The organism is Herbidospora yilanensis (assembly GCF_001570565.1).
In the GTDB taxonomy this organism is placed as follows: Bacteria; Actinomycetota; Actinomycetes; order Streptosporangiales; family Streptosporangiaceae; genus Herbidospora; species Herbidospora yilanensis.
The window spans coordinates 161,711-182,910 of the sequence record NZ_BBXE01000026.1; the positions used below are offsets into that span (position 1 = coordinate 161,711).

Below are 21,200 nucleotides of genomic sequence, written 5' to 3' on the forward strand. Positions count from 1 at the left end.
GCACCCGGCGGTCAGAGCCGCCGCTCGGCCTCTCTGATCGCCCGGCTGATCGACTCCAGATCCATGCCGCCCTGGTAACGCAGGCCGTTGATGAACAACGTCGGGGTGCCGCGCACCCCGCTGGCGCGGCCTGTCTCCTCGTCATGGCCGATCCTGGCGAGCCGGACCGGCACGTCCGGCCAGGGCTCGACGCCCATGTCGGCGGCGTAGCGGGCCAGGTCGTCGTCGGTCAGGAACCGCTGGTTGGCGAACAGCGTGTCGTGCATCTCCCAGAACTTCCCCTCGGCCCCCGCGGCCTCGGCGGCCAGCGCGGCCGGCACCGCCCTGGGGTGGATGGTGCGCAGCGGGAAGTGCCGGAACACCAGCCGGGTCGTCCGGTGCCTGGCGAGCAGTTCCTCCATGATCGGATGCAGCCGTCCGCAGTAGGGGCACTCGAAGTCGCCGTACTCGACGATCGTGACCTTGTGGACGGCGGGGCCACGCACGTGGTCGCCGGGGCCGACCGACTCCGAGAGCACGACCGGCAGTTCCTCGACCGGTTCGAGGGCCGCCTCGGGCGGCGCGCACACGCCTCCCCTGTCCCAGGCCATCCGGAAGATCAACCAGCCCGCCAGCGCGGACAACAACGAGCCGGCCAGGATGCCGATCTTGGCCTGGCTCTGCACCGCCGGATCATCGAAGGCCAGTCCGACGATGAACAGCGACACCGTGAACCCGATGCCCGAGACGGCCGCGCCGCCCAGCAACTGCCCCCACACCAGGTTGCCCGGCAGCACCCCCCACTTCAGCCGCAGCGGCAACCACGTGCCGAAGGCGATGCCGACGAACTTGCCCAGCAGCAGCCCGAGCACGACGCCGATCGTGATCGGCGAGGTGACCGCCCGCCGCAGCGACTCGGCGTCGAGCACCACCCCCGCGTTGGCCAGCGCGAACACCGGCACGATCAGGTAGCTGCTCCACGGGCTGATCCTGAGCTGCAGCCGCTCGTTGACCGAGACCGCCGCCTGCACCTTGCGCGCCGCCCTCCGGGCCCCGCGCGCGCTGGGGTCGGCGGTGAACTCGTGGACGGCCTCGCCCGCCGTCATCAGCTTGTAGTCGCTGGGCGCGTACACGAAGACCAGCACCCCGAGCGCGATGCCGATCAGCGTGGGATGCACCCCGCTCTCCAGCGTGGCCACCCACAACGCGAACCCCAGCACGATGTACGCCGGCGCCCGCCAGATCTTCAGCCAGCGCAGCATCACGATCGCGGCCAGCAGCGCCGCCGCCGTGAACAGCGACGCCATCGACAGGTCCTCGGTGTAGAAGACGGCGATGACGATGATGGCCAGCACGTCGTCCACGATCGCGAGCGTCAGCAGGAACGCCCGCAACGGCTCGGGACACCGCGCCCCCACGACGGCCAGCACCCCCAGCACGAACGCCGTGTCGGTGGCGATCGGCACCCCCCAGCCGCCCGCCCCCGGCCCGCCCGCGTTCAACGCCAGGTAGACCACCGCCGGCACGACGAGCCCCCCGAACGCGGCGACCGCCGGGACGGCCAGCAGCCGCCGGTCGGTGAGCTGGCCGAGGCGCACCTCGTAGGAGATCTCCAGGCCGATGAGGAAGAAGAACAGGGTCATGAACCCGTCGTTGACCCAGTGGCGCAGATCGAGCGAGAAGACCGCGTCGCCGAACGACAACCCGGCTTCCAGGTGCCAGAACGCCTCATAGGTGTCGCCCCACGGGGAGTTGGCCCACAGCAGCGCCACAAGGGTGGCCCCGAGCAGCACGCTCGTGCTGCCCGCCTCGGTCCTGAAGAACGCCCGCAACATAGAAGCCTCGATCATAGGGGGCGATACCGCTCCGACCTGGGCACCGACCGCAACGTCCGGGCAAAACAACGGGCCGTCAGGGCCAGTGGATCTCGCCGCTTCGCAGGTCGCCGAGCAGTCGGCGGACATATTCGGCCTCGGCGGCCACCACGGTCCGCTGATATTCGGTCTCCACCAGGAACACCCGCGGCAGGAAGGTCGCGCCGTCCGTGAGCTCGGCGTCGAGGGCCGCGACGCGGGTTTCCAGAGTGGTCAGCCGTTCGGTCAGCGCCTCGACGGCCTCGTCGACGGTCACGACCGGCAGGAAGGCCAGCGCGGCCGGGAACTCGGGGAACTCGGGCTTCGGCGTGGAGAGCATGGCCCGCATCCACTCGCGGAGCGTGTCGCGGCCGTCGGCGGTGGGTTCGTAGACGGTGCGCTCGGGCCGGTTCTCCTCGCGAGCCGTCGTCCGCACGGTGATCAGGCCATCGCGGAGCAGCCGGTCGATCGTCTGGTAGACGCTGTTGCGCTGCGCGACGTTGACGACGTCGTCCTTGTGGCGCTCCTTGATCAACTGCTGCATGCGATAGGCGTGCATCGGCGTCTCCACGACCAGTGAGAGCACCGCCATCGCCAGAGGAGATCGCCGGGGTTTCATGGCGGCCATCGTATTTGTTAGTCATTTTATGTATAGTCATATTATGACCAAGCAAGCTTTGATCATCGGTGGTGGCATCGCGGGGCCGGTCACGGCCATGGCGCTCCGGAAGGCCGGGCTCGGAGTGCGCCTGTTCGAGGCGTACGACCGAAGCTCCGACGGCGTCGGGGCGTTCCTCACCCTGGCGGAGAACGGGCTGGAGGCGCTGCGGGTGCTCGACCTGCGCGACCTGGTGATCGGCCTGGGCATGGACACGCCCGAGGGCGTCATCGTCAACGCCAAGGGCCGCGAGCTGGCCGTCACCCGGCAACCCAGCCGCACCCTCCGGCGCGGCGACCTCTACGGCGCCCTGCGCGACGAGGCCGCCCGACGCGGCGTGACCGTCGAATACGGCAAACGGCTGACCGAGGCGGCCGTCGTGAGCGGGGGCGTACAGGCCCGGTTCGAAGACGGCACCACCGCCGACGGCGCGCTGCTCATCGGCGCCGACGGGCTGCGCTCGCGCACCCGCCGCATCATCGACCCCGGCGCACCCCGCCCCCGGCACCTGGGGCTGCTCAACACGGGCGGATTCGCCGAGGGGGTCAGGCCGCCGGGACGCCCCGGCGTCAGCTACTTCGTCTTCGGCAGGCAATGCTTCTTCGGCTACCTGATCCACCCGGACGGCGAGGTCTGGTGGTTCGCCAACCCCGCCAGCCCGAAGGAGCCCACCGCCGCCGACCTGGCGGCCGTCACCCCGGCGGCGCTGATCGACCTGTTCCGCGACGACGAGGGCCCGATGCGCGACATCATCGCCGCGACCCCGCGCATGCTCCCGGCGTGGAACACCTACGACCTGCCGACCGTCCCGACCTGGTCGAACTCCCACATGGTGATCGTCGGCGACGCCGCACACGCGACCTCGCCCTCGTCGGGCCAGGGCGCGTCGATGGCCATCGAGGACGCGGTCGTGCTGGCCAAATGCCTGCGCGACCACGAGCCCCCGGAGGCCTTCGCGGCCTACGAGCACATCCGCCGGGGCCGCGTGGAGCGCGTCGTCGCACAGGGCAAACGCAACGGCGACGGCAAGGCGCCGGGCCCGTTCGGGGCCCTCGTCCGCGACCTGATCCTGCCGGTGGTGCTCCGCCAGGTCGCCAGACGAGGCGCCCTGTCCTGGATGTACGACCACCGCATCACCTGGGACGAGGCAACTATTCACTGAGTGTATAGTCGCCCGCATGACAACCGGTCATGTGCTACTTGGTCTCCTCGTCGAGCGCCCGAAACATGGCTACGAGCTCAAGAAGGAGCACGATCACCGTCTCGCCGGCGCCAAGCCGCTGGCGTACGGGCAGGTCTACGCCACGCTGCAACGCCTGGAGCGCGACGGCCTGGCGGAGGTGGTCGAGACCCAGCAGGAGGGCGGCCCCGAACGCACCCTGTACGCGATCACCGACAACGGCCAGGCGGAGCTGGAGCGGTGGCTGAACACCGTCGAACCGTCCGCGCCGTACGTCTCCAGCCCGTTGTTCGCCCGGGTCGCCGTGGCCGGGAACGCCGCCGACGGCTACCTGGTGCGCCAACGTGAGGCCCACCTCGCCCGCATGCGAGAGCTGACCGCCGAGAAGGCGTCCGGCGCGCCCGCCCAGGTGCTGGCGGCCGACTACGCGCTTCAGCACCTCGACGCCGACCTGCGCTGGATCGAGACCGCACTCGCGCGGATGAAGGAGCACAACAATGCTTGAGGCCAGAGGCCTGGGCAAGTCGTTCGGCCAGACCAGGGCGCTGACCGACGTCTCCCTGACGATCGCGGAAGGCGAGCTCGTCGCCATCACGGGACCGAGCGGCGCGGGCAAGTCGACGTTGCTGAACTGCCTGGCCGGGGTCGTCCGGCCGGAATCCGGCGAGGTCGTCCTCGACGGCAGGCGCATCGACACGCTGCCCGAGGCCGATCTGACCAAGCTCCGGCGCGAGAGCTTCGGCATCGTCTTCCAGTTCGGCGAGCTGGTGCCCGAGCTGACCGCGGCCGAGAACGTCGCGTTGCCGATGTTGTTCAACCGGCACGGCAGGCAGGAGGCGATGACCGTCGCCGCGCAGTGGCTGGCCCGCCTGGAGGTGTCCGACTGCGCCGACCGGCGCACCGGTGAGCTGTCCGGAGGGCAACGGCAGCGGGTGGCCGTGGCGCGGGCGCTGGTGACCGGCCCGCGTGTGATCTTCGCCGACGAGCCCACCGGCGCCCTCGACACGATCGGCGGCGAGCAGGTCATGAACGCGCTGATCGGCGCCGCCCGCGGCAGCCGCACCGCCGTCGTCCTGGTCACGCACGACAACCGGGTGGCCGCCTACGCCGACCGCGAGATCGCCCTGCGCGACGGAGCCGTGCTGGCAGGGGTGCGACGATGATCACGGTGCTGCGGATGTTGCACAGGGGACGCTCCCGGGCCGAACGGGTGCGCGCCCGGCTGGTCGCCGCCGGCGCGGCGGCGGCGACGTTCCTGGTCTGCCTGGCCGTCAGCCTGGCCGACTACCAGGACGAGGGGGGTTCCCTGACGGGCCTCGGCCTGGCCCTGCTGGCCGTGCCGGTCGCCGGCCTGGTCCACCAGGCCAACCGGCTGGCCTCGGCCACCAGGGAACGGCGGCTGGCCGCCCTGCGGCTGGCCGGGGCGACGCCGGGTGACGTGCGACAGTTGGGCGCCCTCGAAGGAGGCGCGCTGGCACTGGCCGGCTCGCTGGGCGGCGGTGTGCTCTACGTGGTCACGCACCTCTCCGGCCCGCTGCCGCAGGTGCCGGTGGTCGTGGCCGTGGTGACGCTCGGCGGGATCCTGTCCGGGGCACGCGCCGGCCGGCACGTCGTCGCCTCCCCGCTGGGAGTGATCCGCCGGGCGCGCGTGCGGGGGCCGCGCGTGCGCGACCTGGTCCTGGTCGTGGCGGGCGTCGGCCTCTTCGTCCTCGGAGCCGTGGTGAAGGGCCGTTTTCCACTCGTCGGGAAGTACGGATCCGCAGTGGCCATAACAGCGGGCCTGGTACTGCTGCTGTTCGGCGTGACCCTGGCCGCGACCTGGCTGATCAGGGCATACGCCCGCCGGGCGGGTCGGCGGGCCCGATCGGCGGAGGCACTGCTGGCCGCCCGGCTGGTCGAGGCTGATCCGCGGGCGTGGGCCAGGGCAATGTCCGTGGTGAGCCTGACGGTGTTCTTCGGCGCGGGGACCGGAGCCCAGCAGGCTCTCGTCGGCTACTCCCAGGCCCACGCGCTGGTGGACGTCGCGCTCCTGGTGGCCCTGGCGACCTCGGCGGTCGCCCTGGTGGTGCACCAGGCGGAGGAACTGATCGACCTTCGCCGCCCGTTCGCCGCGCTGACCGCCTCCGGGGTGCCCGAGCGGGCACTGGGCGGGGTGCTCGTGCGGCAGGCGGTCATCGCCGCGTCGCCGGTGTGCGTGGTGGCGGCCGTTTCCGGAGTCGCGGTGGTGGTCGTGACCGTCATGGACGTCTACCGGGTTCAGTCGCTCGGGTGGGCGGTCGGCAGGGCCGCGGCCATGGCGGGCGTGGGAATCCTGGCGGCGGTGCTCGTCGCCCTGGCGGCACGCCCTCTGCTGCGCCGCGCACGGCCGCGCTGATCAACGAGCTCCGCCGCACGTCCGGGTCCGGGGGGCCAGATAGGCAAAAAGAGGCGTCGTAGCTGGTCACAGCCGTTTCCTGGGCACATCCTTGGAGTGGGCCCACCGGGCCCGCACGGGGGTGTGACCAAGATGGCGGAGAAAGCGGAAGATCCGCAGCAGGCCTCCTTTCTCGGGGCACGGCTGCGCCTGGGCGCCGAGCTGAACCGGATAGCCGAGCAGTTGAGTTCCCTGGCCCGCGCCCAAGACCGCCTCAACGACATGTACGAGGCCGTCCTGAGCCGGAACATGGACCTGTCGGTCGTGCTGGGATTGATCGTCTCGACCGCGACGAACCTGGTCGGTGCCCGCTACGGCGCGCTCGGCGTGCTCGACGAGACCGGCGAGCGCCTCGGCCTGTTCGTGCCGATGGGGTTGTCCGAGAAGGAAAGGGCCGATCTGGCCGGCACGCCGCTTCCTCGCGGACGCGGCCTGCTCGGCCACCTGATCAGCAACCCAAGGCCGCTGCGGGTCGACGCCATCGACGCCCACCCGGAATCGGCCGGTTTCCCGCCCGGCCATCCGCCGATGCGGACTCTGCTGGGAGCCCCGATCATCATCCGGGGCGAGATCTTCGGGAACCTGTACGTCTCCGAGCGGCTCGACGGGCGGCCCTTCGACGTCCACGACGAAAGCCTGATCGTCGCGCTGGCGGGCGCGGCCGGGCTCGCGATCGACGACGCCCGCCTTTATGAGGAGAACCGCCGGGACGCCGAACGTTTCCAGCGGCTCCTGCTGCCACGACTGCCCGACCACGTCGAACCGTTCTCCGTCGCCGCCGCCTACCGCCCCGCCTGCGCGCCAAGCCGCGTGGGCGGGGACTGGTACGACCTCATGCCGGCTCCCGGCCAGGCGTGCGCGGCGATCATCGGCGACGTGGTCGGGCACGACCTCCAGGCCGCCGCCGCCATGACGCAGATCCGCAACATGCTGCGTGCGCTGCTGTACGACCACCGCACCTCGCCCCGGGCCGTCCTCACCCGGCTCGATCGCACGGTCCACGCGATCACCGACAGCCCCGTGACCACCGCCTGCCTGGCCCGCATCGAACCGGCCTGCGAGGGCTGGACCCTGCGCTGGAGCACGGCGGGCCACCTCCCGCCGCTGCTGCTCGTTCCCGGCCGGCCGCCGGGTTTCCCGCACGTGCGGCCCGATCTGCCCCTCGGCGTCGACGTCGCCCGGCCGCGCCACAACCACAGCCGGGTCCTGCCTCCGGGAACCACGGTGATCTTCTTCACCGACGGGCTCGTCGAGCACCGCGGGCACTCCATCGACGACGGGATGGACCGCCTCGCCGCCCTCGCCGCCGACGCTGCCGCCCTGCCCGTGCACGACCTGGTGACGGCGCTGATCGACGGGCATCCCGGCGACGGCCAGGACGACATGGCCATCCTCGCCATCCGCACCCCGCCCAACTGACTGCGATCGTGGGCGTTTTTACCAAACGGCTTCCCTACGCAGGACTTCCATCCTCTTCCAGAGGAAATGGGCACATTGGATCGGCTGGCCCGCCATAGAAGAACGGGAGGCGCGACGTGAAGGCGATGATCCAGCGAGGGTCCGACGCCGTCGTTCGGCGGCCCCGCCGCCGCGTTCGGTGATGGCCTCGCCGTCTGGGCTCTGCCCGGAGCCCGACCCGTGTGAGCCGCTGCCACGGCTGTTCACCGACCTCGGCACCGGCTCCGGCGGGTTGTCCGACCGGGAGGCCGCCCGGCGCCTGGTCGCCTATGGGCCCAACGAGGTGCGCCGCCGGGAACACGCGTCCTTGGCACACGAGGTGGTCGTGCAACTCGTGCATCCTCTGGCGCTGCTGCTCTGGGGTGCCGGAGCCCTCGCGTTCGTGGCGGGCACGGCGGTCCTGGGCTGGGCCATCCTGGCCGTCGTCGCGCTCAACGCGGCCTTCGCCCTGCTCCAGGAGCGGCAGGCCGAGCGGGCGGTCGAGGAACTGGCCCAATACCTGCCCGAACACGCCCGGGTGGTGCGCGACGGTCAAGATCGCACGGTGGACGCCCGCGACCTGGTGCGCGGAGATCTGCTCGTCCTCGACGAGGGCGACAAGGTGCCGGCCGACGCGCGCCTGGTCGAGGGTGCGCTGGAGGTCGACCTGTCGATGTTGACGGGCGAGTCGGCTCCGGTGGACCGGGTGGCGGCCGACTCCGAGGAGGGGCTGCCCGCGCTCAGGGAGCCGAACCTCGTCTTCAGCGGCACCATGTGCACGGGCGGGCAGGCCAAGGGGGTCGTGTTCGCCACCGGCGGCCACACGGAGCTGGGCCGGATCGCCGCGCTCAGCCAGCGCGCCCGCCGCGAGACCAGTCCGCTGGAGCGCCAGGTTCAGCGGGTCGCCTGGCTGATCGCCGCCGTGGCGATCGGGATGGGTGCCGTGTTCCTCCTGGTGGGGGCGCTGGCCGGGCTGCCGCTCGCGGATGCGCTGCTGTTCGCGATCGGGCTGCTGGTGGCCAACGTACCGGAAGGACTGCTGCCGACGATCACGCTCGCCCTGGCCGTCGGAGTACGGGTGCTGGCCCGGCAGGGGGCGGTGGTCAAGCGGCTGAGCGCGGTCGAGACCCTGGGCTCGACCGACGTGATCTGCACCGACAAGACCGGCACGCTGACGGCCAACCAGATGCGGCTGCGCGCGCTCTGGACCCCGGACGACGCCGGAAAGGGCCGGCTGGGACGGGCGGCGGCCGAATGCACCACGGTCGACCACGCCGAGCAGGGGCTCGTCGGCGACCCCACCGAGATCGCCCTGGTGGAAGGGTGCACCGGCTGGGCCGAGGGCCGGGAGGGCGGGACCGCGGGCCGGGACGCCCGGCGCCTGGCCCTGTTCCGGTTCGACGCCCGTCGACGGCTGATGTCCGTGGTGACCACCGAGCCGGGCCGGCCCACAGTGGTCGTGAAGGGCGCCCCCGAGGCGGTGCTGGCCCGCACGGACGATCCGCCCTCGGGAGGCCCCGCCCGGCAGCGGGTTCTGGCGGCCGTCGCGGACATGGCCGGGCGTGGACTGCGGGTCCTGGCGGTCGCGGTCCGGGACCTCGCGCCGGGCGAGGTGCCGCGGCAACGCCAGGACGCCGAGCGGGACCTGCGCCTGGTGGGCCTGGTCGGCCTCTACGACCCGCCCCGCCCCGAGGTCGCCGACGCGGTGCGCCGCTGCCACACCGCCGGGCTCCGGGTACACGTCGTGACCGGCGACAACGGCATCACCGCGACGGCGGTGGCCCGGGAGGTCGGCATCGGCGCACCGGACCTGGTGACGGTGGCCGACTCGGAAACCCTGGACGACGCCGCCCTGGACCGGCTGCTGGGCGGGCAGGCCGAGGTCGTCTTCGCCCGGTCGTCGCCGGAGACCAAGCTGAAGATCGCCGACGCCCTGCGCGCACAGGGCCGGGTCGTGGCGATGACCGGGGACGGCGCCAACGACGCCCCCGCCCTCCACCGGGCGGACATCGGGGTGGCGATGGGCCGCTCGGGCACGGGCGTGGCCCGTGAGGCGGCCACCATGGTGCTCACCGACGACAGCTTCGCCACCATCGTCACGGCCATCGAGTCGGGGCGGCGGGTCTACGACAACGTCCGCAAGTTCATCCAGTACATCTTCGCCCACGCCGTACCGGAGATCGTGCCGTTCCTGGTGTTCGCGCTGAGCGGCGGCGCCGTCCCCATTCCGCTGACGGTGCTCCAGATCCTCGCCATCGACCTGGGCACCGACACCCTGCCCGCGCTCGCGCTCGGCCGCGAACCGGCCGAACCCGGCATCATGTCCCGGCCTCCCCGCTCCCGGTCCCACGGCGTCATCTCGCGGCGGATGTTGCTGCGGGCCTGGGGAACCATCGGCGTCCTCTCCGCGATCCTGGTCATGACCGCCTTCTTCTACGTGTTGTGGCGGGCCGGTTGGCGGCCCGGCGACCCGACCGGTGTGGGCGCCCCGTTGCACCACGCCTACCTGACCGCCACGACCGCGACCTTCGCGGGCCTGGTTGCCTGCCAGATCGGCACCGCCATGGCGGTCCGGACGGAGCACGCCTCCCTGCGCCAGGTGGGCCCGTTCACCAATCCGATGTTGCTGGGCGGGATCGCCGTGGAGGTGGCCTTCGCCGCCGCGCTGATCTACCTGCCGCCTCTCCAGCGGCTGTTCGGTACGGCGGCCCTCCCCCTCGACGTCCTGCTGCTCGTCCTGTGCTTCCCCGTCCTCATCTGGGGGTCGGACGAACTGCGGCGGTGGGCGGGCCGCCGAGGTCCCCCAAGTGAAGGACCTTCGCCCCAGGCGCGGGCACCGTCCGCACTGTGGGATGGAGACAGGAGTTGTGCCGAGAAAGGGAGCAGACCATGAGTCCGATCATCGTCGCCGGAGCCGACGGATCCGTGTCCGCGCTCGCCGCCGTCGAATACGCGGCTCAGGACGCGGCCCGGCGGGGTGGAGCGCTCCGTATCGTGTACGTCCGGGAGCCGTGGGCGGGCGTGCGGTTGAGAGATCTGGACGCGATCGAGCAAGACCACGGGGCACAGGTCCTGGCCACCGCCGAACGGCGCGCCCGCGCCCGCGTGCCCGATCTTGAGATCAGCGCCCGCGTGGCCACCGGTGACGTGGTCAACCGGTTGAAGGACGAGGCCGAGAGGGCCGACACGATCGTGGTCGGTTCCCGGGGCGTGGGGGGCTTCGCCGGCATGGTCCTCGGATCGGTCGGCCTGGGTCTGGCGGGGCGCACCCCCGGCCCGGTCGTCGTGGTGCGCGAGGCCGTCGCCGACACCCGGGGAAAGGTGCTGGTCGGCTACGACGGGACCGAGGACGCCGACGTGGCGCTGGAGTTCGCCTTCGCCGAGGCCGATCGTCGCGGAGCGGGCCTGGAGGCGGTGTACGCCTGGCGACCGCCGTCGTTCACCTCCCTGGGCGCCGGATACGACAACCTGATCCACTGCGTGTACGAGGAACGCAACGATTTCGTGCGGCAGAAGTTCATGGCCTGGCAGGGCAAACATCCCAACGTGGCGTCCGCGCAGACCGGGGTGAGCGGGCACCCGGTGGAGGCACTGTCGGACATGTCCCGCACGGCCGATCTGGTGATCGCGGGATGTCGTGGCCTCGGTTCGTTCGCGGGGGCGATGCTGGGCTCGGTCGGCCACGGCCTGCTGCACCACGCCCACTGCCCGGTCGCCATCGTGTCGGCCGACGTGAAGTAGGGAGGCGTCGATGGCTGTCACGGTCGAGGAGGTCATGACCTGGCAGGTGATCTCGGTCCGGGAGGACACCTGCTTCAAGGAGGTCGCGGCCAAGCTCTTCGAACACGGGGTGACGACGGTCCCCGTGCTCGACGCGGGCGGCGGCGTGGCCGGCGTCGTCTCGGAGGCGGACCTGCTGCGCACCGAGGAGTTCCGGGGCGGCCTGGCGCCCACCGACTCCCACGTCACCTGGCGGGCCGCCGGCACCAGCGCCGGTGACCTGATGTCGGCTCCGGCGATCACCGTCACGCCGGAGACGTCGGTGACGGTGGCGGCCCGCGTCATGAACGCGTGCGGGATCAAGAGCCTCCCGGTGGTGACCGCCGACGGGCGCCTGCTGGGCATCGTCAGCCGCCATGACGTGCTCAAGGTGTTCGTCCGCTCCGACGAAGATCTGGAGCGCCAGATCAGGGTCGAGGTGCTGAACCGGGCCCTGTGGATGGACACGACGCGGGTGCACGTCGCCGTCGTGGACGGGGTGGTGACGCTCTCGGGGCGGATGTGCCTCCGGCGGGACGCCGTGATCGCGGTCTGGATGACCCGTCAGGTGAACGGGGTCGTCGACGTGATCGACGAGATCGACTGCGACCGGGACCCCGACTGAGGGTCCACCGGTGCCGGCGACGCCGTCAGCGCGCGGCCCCGACCCGTACGACGGCGATCGGGCAGGGAGCCAGGTGCAGCAACGCCTGGCTGACCGACCCGAGCACCATCCCCGACAGGACGCCGTGCCCGTGCGATCCGACCACCAGCAGGTCGGCCGAACCGGCGGCGTGGCGCAGCACGTCGACGGGATGCCCTTCGACGACCTCCATCGACACCTGGACGTCGGGGTACCTGTCCCGGCGGCCCGCCAGCGCCTCCGCCAGGCCCCGCGTGCTGATCTCCGGCTCCTCGCCCACGGTCGCGTTCGCGGCGATCTGCCGGCAGTTCCAGGCGAGCACGGCACGCAGGCGGGCCCTGTGCGTCGCCGCCTCGTCGAACGCGAAGTCCAGGACCGTCTCCTGCGCCTCCGACGCGTCGACGCCGACGACCACCACCCCGTGGGGCTCGGGGTTCGCACCGCGCACGACGACCACGTCACAGTGAGCGTGGCCGGCCACCCCCTGTGTCACCGACCCGATGAGCAGGCCGCGAAGCGAACCGAGTCCCGTGCTTCCCATGACGAGCAGATCGGCCCCCTGGGAGGCCTCGATGAGTTTCCGCCGCGGGTCGCCGCCGAGCAGCGAGGTTCCGGTGACGACGTCCTGCGCGGCGTGCCGGGCGGCGTGCACGGCCTCCGTGAGCGCGGTCTCGCCGCCCTGGCGCATCCAGGTGCCGATGCTCGCGACGCCCCCCGACAGGCCGTCTTGCAGGCACCATTCGGGAACGACGTTCACGATCTTCAACGGGACCCCGCGAAGGACTGCCTCCCTGGCCGCCCATTCGGCCGCCGCGACACCGGGCGGCAGCCCGTCGACTCCGACAACGATCACGTCATCCTCGAATCGCTCAGTGTAGTCAATTGCCTTCATATTGTGACATGACCCAGTTCTCAGGGGTGGCTTGAGCGCCACTCTTCGTAGGCGGCGACCGTGGTGGGAAGGGTGGGAAACAGGAACTCCTCCCCGATCGACCGGCTCAGTCCATAGGAATCCAGATACTCACGAAGGTCCCGCTTGACCCGCGCCAAGCCGAAGACGATCCCGCGCCTGGCGAGTTCCGCTCGCAGGGATTCGACGGCGTCCAGAGCGGTGATGTCGACCTCCACGTTGGCCTCGACGTTGAGCACGAACCACCGGACCGGGCCGTCATGGTCGTCGACCGAGGCCAGGGCGCGACGGCGGAAGTCCTCGGCGTTGGCGAAGAACAGCGGCGAGTCGTAGCGATAGATGACGAGACCGGGAATCGTGTGGGCCTGGGGGTAGTCGTCGATGTCGTGCATGCCGGCGAGGCCGGGGACGAGCCCCAGGACGGCGTCGTGTGGGCGGGCGATCCGGGCCAGCATCTCGGCGACCGACAGGGCGACGGCGAGGAGCACCCCGTACAGGATGTCGAGGAGCAGCACGCTCAGGCAGGTGGCCGCCGCGAGGAGGAATTCACTTCGGCGGAAGGCCAGCAGGCGGCGGAACTGCCCGATGTCGATGAGGCGGGTCGCGGCGAAGATGACGATGGCGCCCAGCGCGGCAACGGGAAACCAGGCCAGCAGCGGCCCGGCGGCGACCAGCACGACGACCACCGCGACCAGGCTGACCAGGGAATAGACCTGAGTCCGTGCGCCGGCCGTCACGCCGAGGGCGGTCCGGCTGCCGCTGCTGCTGATCGGGAAGCCGCGCAGCACTCCGGCGCCGAGGTTGGCGACCCCCAGGGCGAGCAACTCCCTGTTGGCGTCGATGCGCTGGTTGCGGCGGGCCGCGAACGACCGGCCGGTGAGCATGTTGTCGCTGTAGCCGACGAGCAGCACCCCGACCGCGGGCAGGATCAGTTCACTCCATCCGGAGGGAGTCGGAAGCTGGGGTGCCGGTAGCCCGGCGGGGATCCGGCCGATCACCGCGATACCGGCCCTTTCCAGCCCGAACATCGCCACGACCACCGTGGCCAGCAACACTGCCAGCAGGGGGCCGGGGAAAGCGGGCAGCAGCCGGTCCAGCAGAAAGAGGAAGCACAACACGACCACGGCGAACAGCAGCGTCCACAGGTCCAGGTGACCGATGCCGACGGCGAAGGACGCCAACTCCTCGAAGAAGGTGTCCCCCGAGACGCGGACCCCCGTGATCCGCTCCAGCTGACTCATGATCATGGTGAGGCCGAGACCCGTCAGGTAGCCGATCAGGACCGGACGGGAAAGCAGATCGGCGACGAAGCCCATCCGCAACAACCAGCAGATCAGTGCGAGCACGCCCACCACGATGGCCAGCGCGGCGGCCAACTGGGCGTACCGGACGGGATCACCGGCCGCCAGCGGCCCGATCGTGACAGCGGTCATCAGCGCGGTCGACGACTCGGGCCCCATGGACAGTTGCCTGGACGAACCGAACAGCGGATAGAGCGCCAGCGCCGGAAGCGCCGCCCACAACCCGGCCACCGGAGGCAGGCCGGCCACGGTCGCGTACGCCATCACCTGCGGCACCAGGTATCCGGCCACGGTGAGCCCGGCGAGCAGATCGCCCCGAACCCAGGCCCGCCGGTATTCCCGCAGGTCGGATATCACTTTCGGCGCATGGATCATGACTGTCAGTCTCGCACCCGGCGGGGCTGGGGTCCCGCCTCAAAGGGCACCCCGGCTCCGGGGTCCATCTGGCCGTGGGGGGAGAGTGGAAGAGAACCGAAGAACGGCGGGTGAGACGTATGACCACGATGAACGGGGTCGTCATCGGCTACGACGGCTCAGATTTCGCGATGCAGGCCCTGGACTGGGCCATGGACGAGGCGGAGATGCGGAAACTGCCGCTCACCGTCGCCCACGCCTGGCACTGGCCCTACGGTGAGGCCACCGACGACGCCGAAGACCACCTGCGCCGGGCCGCCGACCACGTGCTCTGGCACGGCGTCTCGTGCGCGCGGGCGACCAGCTCGGTGACGGAGATCAAGGGCGAGTTGTGGAAGGGCTCGGCCGGCGACCAGCTCGTGGCCCTGTCCGGGGCGGCGGACCTGCTCGTGGTCGGCTCCCGGGGGCTGAGCCGGGTGCCGTCCATGATGATCGGCTCGGTCGCCGGCCACGTCGCCGCCTACGCCGCCTGCCCGGCTCTGGTCGTACGCGGACCGGGCCCCATCCCGGCCCCGCTCGATCCGGGCCCCGTCGTCGTGGGGGTCGACGGGGCACCCGGAGGGAGAGCCCGGCCGGTGGTCGAGTTCGCCTTCGCCGAGGCCGCGCTCCGGCAGATTCCGCTGGTGGCGGTCCGGTGCGGCCTGACCGCCCCGTCGTTCGGCACCTCGATGCCGCTCGTTCCCGACCTGACCCTGGCGGAGGAGGAACTCGCGGAGGCGCTCACCGCCTGGCAGGAGCGCTACCCGGAGGTCCGGGTCAGCGCCAGGGTCACCCTCGACGCCCCGCGTGAGGCCCTGACCCGCCTGTCGAGGCAGGCCGGCCTCGTGGTGGTGGGACGCCGCCGCTTCGGCCACCTGGGCACGACCGCCGCCCCGGTGCTCCGGCACGCCTCCTGCCCCGTCGCCGTGGCCGCGATGGCGGACTGAGACACCTCGGGAAGGGAGAACGACCATGACCTCGACCATCGTCGTGGGCGTCGACGGATCGGCGCCCTCGCTCGCCGCAGTGGAGTACGCGGCGCGCGACGCGGCCCGCAGGAACGCCGCGCTGCGCATCATCCACGTGTGGCCGCCCCTCACCATGGGCGACCGGGAAGTCCACGAGACGGGGCGCAGGCACCATGAGGGCATCGTCGCCGAGGCCCAGCGCCGGGCCTGGGACGCCGCCCCGGACATCGAGATCAGCGCCCATCTGATCAGGGGCGACGTGATCGACCGGCTCGATCGGGAGGCGATGGGCGCCGACGAGGTCGTGATCGGCAGCCGCGGCATGGGCGGCTTCGCCGGCCTGATCCTCGGATCGGTCGGCCTGGCCCTCGCCGGCCACACCCCCGCTCCCCTCGTCGTCGTCCGCAAGCCCTCCCGGCACACCTACGGGGAGATCGTGGCCGGTTACGACGGCAGCGAGGAGTCGGAGACGGCGCTCGACTTCGCCTTCGCCGAGGCCGAACGGCGCGACGCCCGGCTCAAGCTCGTGTACGCCTGGCAACCCCCGACGCTGGCCGCCTCCGCCGCCGGCTACGGCACCCTGATCCAGAAGATGTTCGACGAGCAGACGACCTTCGTCTGGCAGCAGCTGGCCCCGTGGACGGAGAAGTTCCCGCACGTCCCGGTCGAGCACACGGGTGTCTGCGGCCACCCGGTCTACGTGTTGTCGGAGGAGTCCCGCACGGCCGACCTGGTGATCGTCGGTTCACGCGGCCGGGGAGTCATCCGCTCGACCGCTCTGGGATCGGTCGGATACGGCCTGCTGCACCGGGCCCACTGCCCGGTCGCCATCGTCACCGAGAAGGAGGACGGACGATGATCGACCCGACGAAGCTCACCGCCAGTGACGTGATGACCCGGGTGGTCGTCACGGTCACCCCGGACGAGTCCCCGATCATGGCCTGGGAGCTCATGCGCAAAGGCGGCATCCACCACATCCCGGTCGTCGGCCCCAGCCGCTGGCCACACGGGATCCTGTCGATGCAGGACATCGCCACCAACTGCTCGGGCACGCTGGCCGAGTTGTCCCGCCGCAAGGTGGGCGACCTCATCAAATCGACGCTCACGCCCCGCGTCCCGCTCAACCGGCCGCTCGCCGGCGTGGCGGCCGTGATGCTCGACTCCGGTCACGACGCCGTCCCGGTCGTCGACGAGCAGTGCCGGGCCGTCGGCGTGATCACCACGGTCGACATTCTCCGCGCCGTCGCCGGCCGGATCACGCCGGAGTCCGGCGCGTCCGGCGACGTCCATCCGGCCCTGTTCCGGGTGGAGCCCGTGACCTGAGACTAGGAAAGGACCTCCACCAGCGGGCGCCGGAACGCCTGCGGTGTGCCGGCGCAGTAGCCCAGCCGCAGGATGATCTGCGGATGCTCTCCCGAGCAGAGTACGGTGCGGACGAACTCGCGCAGCAGCGGATATTCCAGCGGCTGGGTGTGGAACGCGGCGCGGACACCCTGGGAGGAGGCGTACAGGAGCACCGATTCCAGCGCCTGCCCCGCCTGCACCCAGTCGGCCGGCTCGTCACCGATGGTGGTGAGCAGCACCACCACTCCCGTCTCCCTCCGCTGGCCGACCTCGCCGCCCCAGCCCTGCCCGCGGCTGTAGTCGCGCTGCGCGAACTCCAGCCCGGCTTCCGGGTCACGCCGGGGATAGGCCTCCGCGGGCACGCCGTCTCTGCGCGAACTGCCGGGACGCAGCCCCCAGCGGATCATCTCCATCTCGAACTCCGGATCCCGCGCCTGCGACTCCTGCGCCACCGTGGTCAGCGCGGCCAGGATCGTCACGTCGGTCGCCGACCTGAGCGGGATCAGCCGGACGTTCTCCATCGCGGCCGCCCTGACCAGGGAATCGAGCACGGCCTCCGGTACGGGCCGATCGGAGAAGCCGCCTCGATGGGTGCGCCGCCGGGGGATCTCGTCCCGGAGGGCGCAGATCTCCTCCGGCGCCGGCTCCTCGGGACCGACGCGCACGGTCGCCACCAGACCGGGACGATCCGGGTCGGGCAGCGTCCGCACCACCGGGCGATGACCGGTCGCGCGCACCAGCGTCTGCATGTTGAACAGCGCCGCACCGCAACTGATCGTCAACTCCCGCCCCTGCGGATCGCTCACGGGAAGCCGCCGGTCGGCGTCGGAGCGCAGGCAGATCTCCTCGCCGTCGATGGCGAACGACCACGGTTGTGAGTTGTGGATCGACGGCGCCCACGTCGCCGCCTCCACGACGGCCGCCAGACCGTCGCCTTGCTGGGCGGGCATGCCCTCGCCCGTGGGGAAGGTCAGGCCGCAGTCGACCTCCACGACGCCGTCGACGCCCCGGACGGCTTCGATCAGATGGGCTACCGGCGTGCCGGCCGGAACCTCACCGCTGATGCCGACCGTGCCCTGGTCGACCGAGATCGTCAGACTGTTCGGATCAAGGTGGGCCGCCTCGCGGATCGTCGCGTCGACCTCACGCCGCACCTCCTCCGACAGGCTGTCGAAGATCGGAACCACGTCGTCCTGCGTCACCACCCCCATGAACCTTCCGTCGGCCGGATCGACCACAGGCAGTTGCCGAAGCTCGTGGCAGTACATGAGCCGAGCGGCCTCCCGGGCCGTCACGCCGGGCGTGACCGTCACCGCCGGTGATCTCATCAGCTCCTCTGCCGTGCGCCCGGCACGGGACCCGTCCTCGGCACGCAGAGCCTCCTCGGGAACGACACCGATCGGCCGGCTCTCGGCGTCGAGGACGGTGACGGCGGGGAGCCGGTATTTGTCCATCGCGGACACGATCTCCGCGCGCCGCGTGCCCGGCCGTACGGCGACCGCGTCCCGGCCCATCAACTGTCCGACCTTGATCGTCATTCGAACCACCCTTCCCATGCTCGGCGAGCGGGTGACGGCAGAATGCGCAGAAGTCCTGTTTCTTCCTTCCTAGCAGACCGAACGCCATGTCAGCGGAGCCTGCGGATGTAGGGCGAAGGCGGGCGTCCGGCCGGTGCCAGCCGGATCCGGGCGTCGACGGTGACGGCGCCGCCGGGGGTGACGATCACCGGGTTGAGGTCGAGTTCGGCGACCTCCGGGAGGGCGTCCATGAGCAGGCCCACCCTTCTGATGACCTCCGCCAGCGCCTCGGCGTCGACCGGGGGGCCGCCTCGGTAGCCGTACAGGACGGGGTGCGAGCGGAGCTCGCGGATCATCGCCTCGGCGGTCGCCGCCGAGAAGGGCGGCACCCGGAACGAACGGTCGGCGAGCAGGTCGGCGGTGACGCCGCCCATGCCGACCATGACCAGCGGGCCGAAGGCCGGATAGTTGACGCCGCCCACGATGATCTCGATGCCCTGTTCCACCATCGGCTGGACCACGGCGCCGGTCATCTCGGCGCCGATCGACTCCCGCATGGCCGCGAACGCGGCCCGCGTCTCCTCCGGGCCGGTCAGACCGACCCGGACCCCGCCGACGTCGCTCTTGTGGAGGGGGCCGACCGCCTTCAGCACCACCTGACCGCCCAGGGACGCGGCGGCCTCGGCCGCCGCGTCGGCGTCCGGCACGCGGATCGTCTGGACGGCCGGGATGCCGAAGTGCCGGAGCAGGCCGTCGATCGTGCCGGCGTCGAGCCATCCTTCGGGGGCCGCACCCGGCAGCAGCGCCCGCGCGGTGAGGTCGTCGAAGCCGCCCGTCTCCACCTCCTCCGCGGGCGAGTTCCGCCATTCGGTGTAGTCGACGACGCGGGTCAGCGCCTGCACGGCCTGTTCCGGGTAGGCGTAGGTGGGCACCCGGCCGTCGATGAGACCGTCCTCCCCCAGAACGCAGGCGATGACCGGCTTGCGCGCGTCACGGGTGGCCTTGGCGATGGCGTCCTTGGTGGCCGGCGCGCCTGAGCCGAAGGGCGGGGTGTAGACGACCAGGACCACGTCCACTTCGGGGTCGGCCAGGGCGCTTTCGATCGCCAGCCCGATGTCCTCGGCGGAGGCCTCCGCGCCCAGGTCGACCGGGTTGCCGAGCGCGGCGGAGGGGAACCGGTGCCGCAGCCGGGCGGCGGGGGTGAGGGCCGGAACGGTCAGCCCGGCGCGTTCGCAGACGTCGGCCGTCATGGCCTCCGGGCCGCCCGAGTTGCCGACGACGGCGACCCGCCGCCCGGCGGGCAGCGGCTGCGTCTCCAGGAGGCGGGCGGTGTCGTACAGGTCGCGGATGCCGTCGAGGCGGATCACCCCGGCCGCGCGGACCAGCGCGTCCACGGCGATGTCCGGCGTCGCGGCGGCGGCCGTGTGGGAGCGCACGGCCCGGTCACCGGCCTGCGAACGGCCGCTCTTGACCAGCAGAACCGGCTTGCGCCGTCCCACCCGGGCGGCGATCCGGGCGAACCTGCGGGGGTTGCCGAACGACTCCAGGTAGAGGGCGATGACGCGGGTGGTCTCGTCGTCCTCCCAGTACTCCAGCAGGTCGTTGCTGCTCACGTCGGCCTTGTTGCCGACCGACACGAACGAGGAGATCGGCAACCGGTCGAGCAGCACCGCGCCGACCGCCCCCGACTGGGACAACACCGCGACACCACCCGGTTCCGGCGTGCCGCGCAGGAAACTGGCGTTCAGTCGGACGACGGTGTTGACGATGCCCAGGCAGTTGGGGCCGATCAGGCGCATGCCCGCCGTCCGGCAGATCGTCAGCAGTTCGTGTTCGGCGTCCCCGCCGTCCTGCTCGGCGAACCCGGCCGAGAGGACCACCAGGCCGCGCACCCCCGTCGCCGCGCAGTCCCGGGCCACGTCCAGGACCGCCTTGGCGGGCACCGCCACCACGACGACGTCGACCCGCTCAGGCAGCGTGGCCAGCGAGGGATAGGCCGGCCGGCCGGCGATCACGTCGGCGTGCGGGTTGACGGGATAGACCGTGCCGGGAAAGCCGCCGTCGATCAGGTTGCGCAGCACCTTGTGCCCGACCGAGGCGGGATCGCGCCCGGCGCCGACCACGGCCACGGCGCGTGGTTCCAGCACCCGCCGCAACGAGGCGCGTTCGGCTTCGTGGTCGCGGGCCGCGATGGTCCCGGCCAGCCGGTTTCCGGCCGTGAGCGCCACGACCACGCGGGTCTCGGGACCGCTGTGGGTGATCTCGATCGGCAGGCCGACGTTGGCGAGCACGTCGAGCATGACCTTGTTCTCGGTCAGCACGTCGGCGGTGAACCGGGTGACCCCTTCGGCCGCGGCGGCGAGGGCCAGGTGTTCGATGAGCAGGGTGCCCAGGCCGGTGCCGTGCACGGCGTCGTCCACGAGAACGCCGATGTCGGCGGTGCCGTCCCCGGCCGGGACGTACTCGGCGACGGCGGCGAGCCGTCCCGCCACCAGGGCGACCAGGGCCCGGCCGTCGTGGCCGGTCCCGGTGATCTGGTCCATGTACGTATGGGCGGTCGCCCGCCCGCCGGTGAAGAACCGCAGGTATGCCGAGGTTTCGGAGACACGTTCGACCAGGTCGTGCAGGTCCGGCGCGTCGGCGGGATCGAGAGGGCGGAGATGGGCGATGCCGCCGTCACGCAGCAGGACGTCGCATTCATCGGACATGGCAAAGACTCCTTAGCGGGCTCTGCCTTCAGCCTCCCGCCGACGATCCCCTCCGACGCAGGGCCGGACGGCTCCGAGATCAGGGACTTTGGTCAGGGATGTCCGCGGTCAGGGACGAAAGTCCCGTCCGGCAGGGG

General features: G+C 71.5%; 17 protein-coding genes. 11 read left to right on the top strand and 6 right to left on the bottom strand.

The window, feature by feature from the left end; translation table 11 throughout:
* Window positions 1-11 precede the first annotated feature (11 nt).
* Both nhaA and AW273_RS21195 read right to left on the bottom strand, forming a co-directional pair.
* Window positions 12-1,829 (bottom strand): Na+/H+ antiporter NhaA, encoded by a 1,818-nt coding sequence (gene nhaA / locus AW273_RS21190; protein WP_063910044.1) that lies wholly within the window; start codon window positions 1,827-1,829, stop codon window positions 12-14.
* A gap of 61 nt (window positions 1,830-1,890) precedes the next feature.
* Entirely contained in the window at window positions 1,891-2,451 is a 561-nt protein-coding gene (locus tag AW273_RS21195) for a PadR family transcriptional regulator (protein WP_062350632.1), read from the bottom strand.
* Between the two features lie 43 nt (window positions 2,452-2,494).
* Here AW273_RS21195 and AW273_RS21200 point away from each other — a divergent pair, with 43 nt between their 5' ends.
* The 8 genes from AW273_RS21200 to AW273_RS21235 all read left to right on the top strand — a co-directional run bounded on the left by AW273_RS21200 (window position 2,495) and on the right by AW273_RS21235 (window position 11,904).
* The gene (locus tag AW273_RS21200) at window positions 2,495-3,652 is read left to right on the top strand and encodes an FAD-dependent oxidoreductase (RefSeq protein ID WP_062350547.1); all 1,158 of its coding nucleotides are present in this window, start codon (window positions 2,495-2,497) and stop codon (window positions 3,650-3,652) included.
* Window positions 3,653-3,668: 16 nt separating this feature from the next.
* A complete protein-coding gene (locus AW273_RS21205; protein WP_062350550.1) occupies window positions 3,669-4,175 on the top strand; it encodes a PadR family transcriptional regulator in 507 nt (168 codons plus the stop codon).
* Entirely contained in the window at window positions 4,168-4,833 is a 666-nt protein-coding gene (locus tag AW273_RS21210) for an ABC transporter ATP-binding protein (RefSeq protein WP_062350553.1), read from the top strand. Before AW273_RS21205 ends, AW273_RS21210 begins: the two co-directional genes overlap by 8 nt.
* On the top strand, window positions 4,830-6,044 hold the full coding sequence (locus AW273_RS21215) for a hypothetical protein (RefSeq protein WP_062350555.1): 1,215 nt from the start codon (window positions 4,830-4,832) through the stop codon (window positions 6,042-6,044). The genes AW273_RS21210 and AW273_RS21215 overlap by 4 nt, the downstream gene beginning before the upstream one ends.
* A 132-nt stretch (window positions 6,045-6,176) precedes the next feature.
* Window positions 6,177-7,502: a PP2C family protein-serine/threonine phosphatase gene (locus AW273_RS21220; RefSeq protein WP_083949923.1), complete on the top strand. Its 1,326-nt coding sequence runs from the start codon at window positions 6,177-6,179 to the stop codon at window positions 7,500-7,502.
* Window positions 7,503-7,683: 181 nt separating this feature from the next.
* Window positions 7,684-10,413 (top strand): cation-translocating P-type ATPase, encoded by a 2,730-nt coding sequence (locus tag AW273_RS21225; protein WP_062350558.1) that lies wholly within the window; start codon window positions 7,684-7,686, stop codon window positions 10,411-10,413.
* Window positions 10,410-11,261, top strand: coding sequence for a universal stress protein (locus AW273_RS21230; protein ID WP_062350561.1), 852 nt, complete (start codon window positions 10,410-10,412; stop codon window positions 11,259-11,261). Before AW273_RS21225 ends, AW273_RS21230 begins: the two co-directional genes overlap by 4 nt.
* Window positions 11,262-11,271: 10 nt before the next feature.
* A complete protein-coding gene (locus AW273_RS21235) occupies window positions 11,272-11,904 on the top strand; it encodes a CBS domain-containing protein (RefSeq protein WP_062350564.1) in 633 nt (210 codons plus the stop codon).
* A 25-nt stretch (window positions 11,905-11,929) separates the two neighbouring features.
* Here AW273_RS21235 and AW273_RS21240 read toward each other — a convergent pair whose 3' ends face one another.
* The gene (locus AW273_RS21240; RefSeq protein ID WP_062350567.1) at window positions 11,930-12,775 is read right to left on the bottom strand and encodes a universal stress protein; all 846 of its coding nucleotides are present in this window, start codon (window positions 12,773-12,775) and stop codon (window positions 11,930-11,932) included.
* Window positions 12,776-12,834: 59 nt separating this feature from the next.
* Window positions 12,835-14,508, bottom strand: a complete 1,674-nt coding sequence (locus tag AW273_RS21245; RefSeq protein WP_062350570.1) for a SulP family inorganic anion transporter — start codon at window positions 14,506-14,508, stop codon at window positions 12,835-12,837.
* Between the two features lie 119 nt (window positions 14,509-14,627).
* On the opposite strand from AW273_RS21245, the gene AW273_RS21250 reads away from it, so the two are divergent.
* From AW273_RS21250 to AW273_RS21260, 3 genes are read left to right on the top strand one after another with little or no spacing between them, the layout of a single operon-like run.
* On the top strand, window positions 14,628-15,473 hold the full coding sequence (locus AW273_RS21250) for a universal stress protein (RefSeq protein WP_062350574.1): 846 nt from the start codon (window positions 14,628-14,630) through the stop codon (window positions 15,471-15,473).
* Between the two features lie 25 nt (window positions 15,474-15,498).
* Complete coding sequence (locus AW273_RS21255) at window positions 15,499-16,353, top strand: universal stress protein (RefSeq protein WP_062350579.1); 855 nt, start codon at window positions 15,499-15,501, stop codon at window positions 16,351-16,353.
* The gene (locus AW273_RS21260) at window positions 16,350-16,817 is read left to right on the top strand and encodes a CBS domain-containing protein (RefSeq protein WP_062350582.1); all 468 of its coding nucleotides are present in this window, start codon (window positions 16,350-16,352) and stop codon (window positions 16,815-16,817) included. Before AW273_RS21255 ends, AW273_RS21260 begins: the two co-directional genes overlap by 4 nt.
* 2 nt (window positions 16,818-16,819) lie before the next feature.
* Here the strand turns inward: AW273_RS21260 and AW273_RS36455 are convergent, their stop codons facing one another.
* Complete coding sequence (locus AW273_RS36455; RefSeq protein ID WP_083949915.1) at window positions 16,820-18,376, bottom strand: Acg family FMN-binding oxidoreductase; 1,557 nt, start codon at window positions 18,374-18,376, stop codon at window positions 16,820-16,822.
* An 89-nt stretch (window positions 18,377-18,465) separates the two neighbouring features.
* Entirely contained in the window at window positions 18,466-21,063 is a 2,598-nt protein-coding gene (locus AW273_RS21270; RefSeq protein ID WP_062350587.1) for a bifunctional acetate--CoA ligase family protein/GNAT family N-acetyltransferase, read from the bottom strand.
* Between the last annotated feature and the right edge of the window lie 137 nt (window positions 21,064-21,200).

What these genes read in the sequence shown, in the direction of transcription:
- AW273_RS21255 (WP_062350579.1), top strand. Translation starts at nt 15,499, where the DNA reads ATGACCTCGACCATCGTCGTGGGCGTCGACGGATCGGCGCCCTCGCTC.
- AW273_RS21205 (WP_062350550.1), top strand. Translation starts at nt 3,669, where the DNA reads ATGACAACCGGTCATGTGCTACTTGGTCTCCTCGTCGAGCGCCCGAAA.
- AW273_RS21235 (WP_062350564.1), top strand. Translation starts at nt 11,272, where the DNA reads ATGGCTGTCACGGTCGAGGAGGTCATGACCTGGCAGGTGATCTCGGTC.
- AW273_RS21230 (WP_062350561.1), top strand. Translation starts at nt 10,410, where the DNA reads ATGAGTCCGATCATCGTCGCCGGAGCCGACGGATCCGTGTCCGCGCTC.
- AW273_RS21210 (WP_062350553.1), top strand. Translation starts at nt 4,168, where the DNA reads ATGCTTGAGGCCAGAGGCCTGGGCAAGTCGTTCGGCCAGACCAGGGCG.
- AW273_RS36455 (WP_083949915.1), bottom strand. Translation starts at nt 18,376, where the DNA reads ATGACGATCAAGGTCGGACAGTTGATGGGCCGGGACGCGGTCGCCGTA.
- AW273_RS21195 (WP_062350632.1), bottom strand. Translation starts at nt 2,451, where the DNA reads ATGAAACCCCGGCGATCTCCTCTGGCGATGGCGGTGCTCTCACTGGTC.
- AW273_RS21225 (WP_062350558.1), top strand. Translation starts at nt 7,684, where the DNA reads ATGGCCTCGCCGTCTGGGCTCTGCCCGGAGCCCGACCCGTGTGAGCCG.
- AW273_RS21250 (WP_062350574.1), top strand. Translation starts at nt 14,628, where the DNA reads ATGACCACGATGAACGGGGTCGTCATCGGCTACGACGGCTCAGATTTC.
- AW273_RS21245 (WP_062350570.1), bottom strand. Translation starts at nt 14,508, where the DNA reads ATGATCCATGCGCCGAAAGTGATATCCGACCTGCGGGAATACCGGCGG.
- AW273_RS21260 (WP_062350582.1), top strand. Translation starts at nt 16,350, where the DNA reads ATGATCGACCCGACGAAGCTCACCGCCAGTGACGTGATGACCCGGGTG.
- AW273_RS21200 (WP_062350547.1), top strand. Translation starts at nt 2,495, where the DNA reads ATGACCAAGCAAGCTTTGATCATCGGTGGTGGCATCGCGGGGCCGGTC.
- AW273_RS21220 (WP_083949923.1), top strand. Translation starts at nt 6,177, where the DNA reads ATGGCGGAGAAAGCGGAAGATCCGCAGCAGGCCTCCTTTCTCGGGGCA.
- nhaA (WP_063910044.1), bottom strand. Translation starts at nt 1,829, where the DNA reads ATGATCGAGGCTTCTATGTTGCGGGCGTTCTTCAGGACCGAGGCGGGC.
- AW273_RS21215 (WP_062350555.1), top strand. Translation starts at nt 4,830, where the DNA reads ATGATCACGGTGCTGCGGATGTTGCACAGGGGACGCTCCCGGGCCGAA.
- AW273_RS21270 (WP_062350587.1), bottom strand. Translation starts at nt 21,063, where the DNA reads ATGTCCGATGAATGCGACGTCCTGCTGCGTGACGGCGGCATCGCCCAT.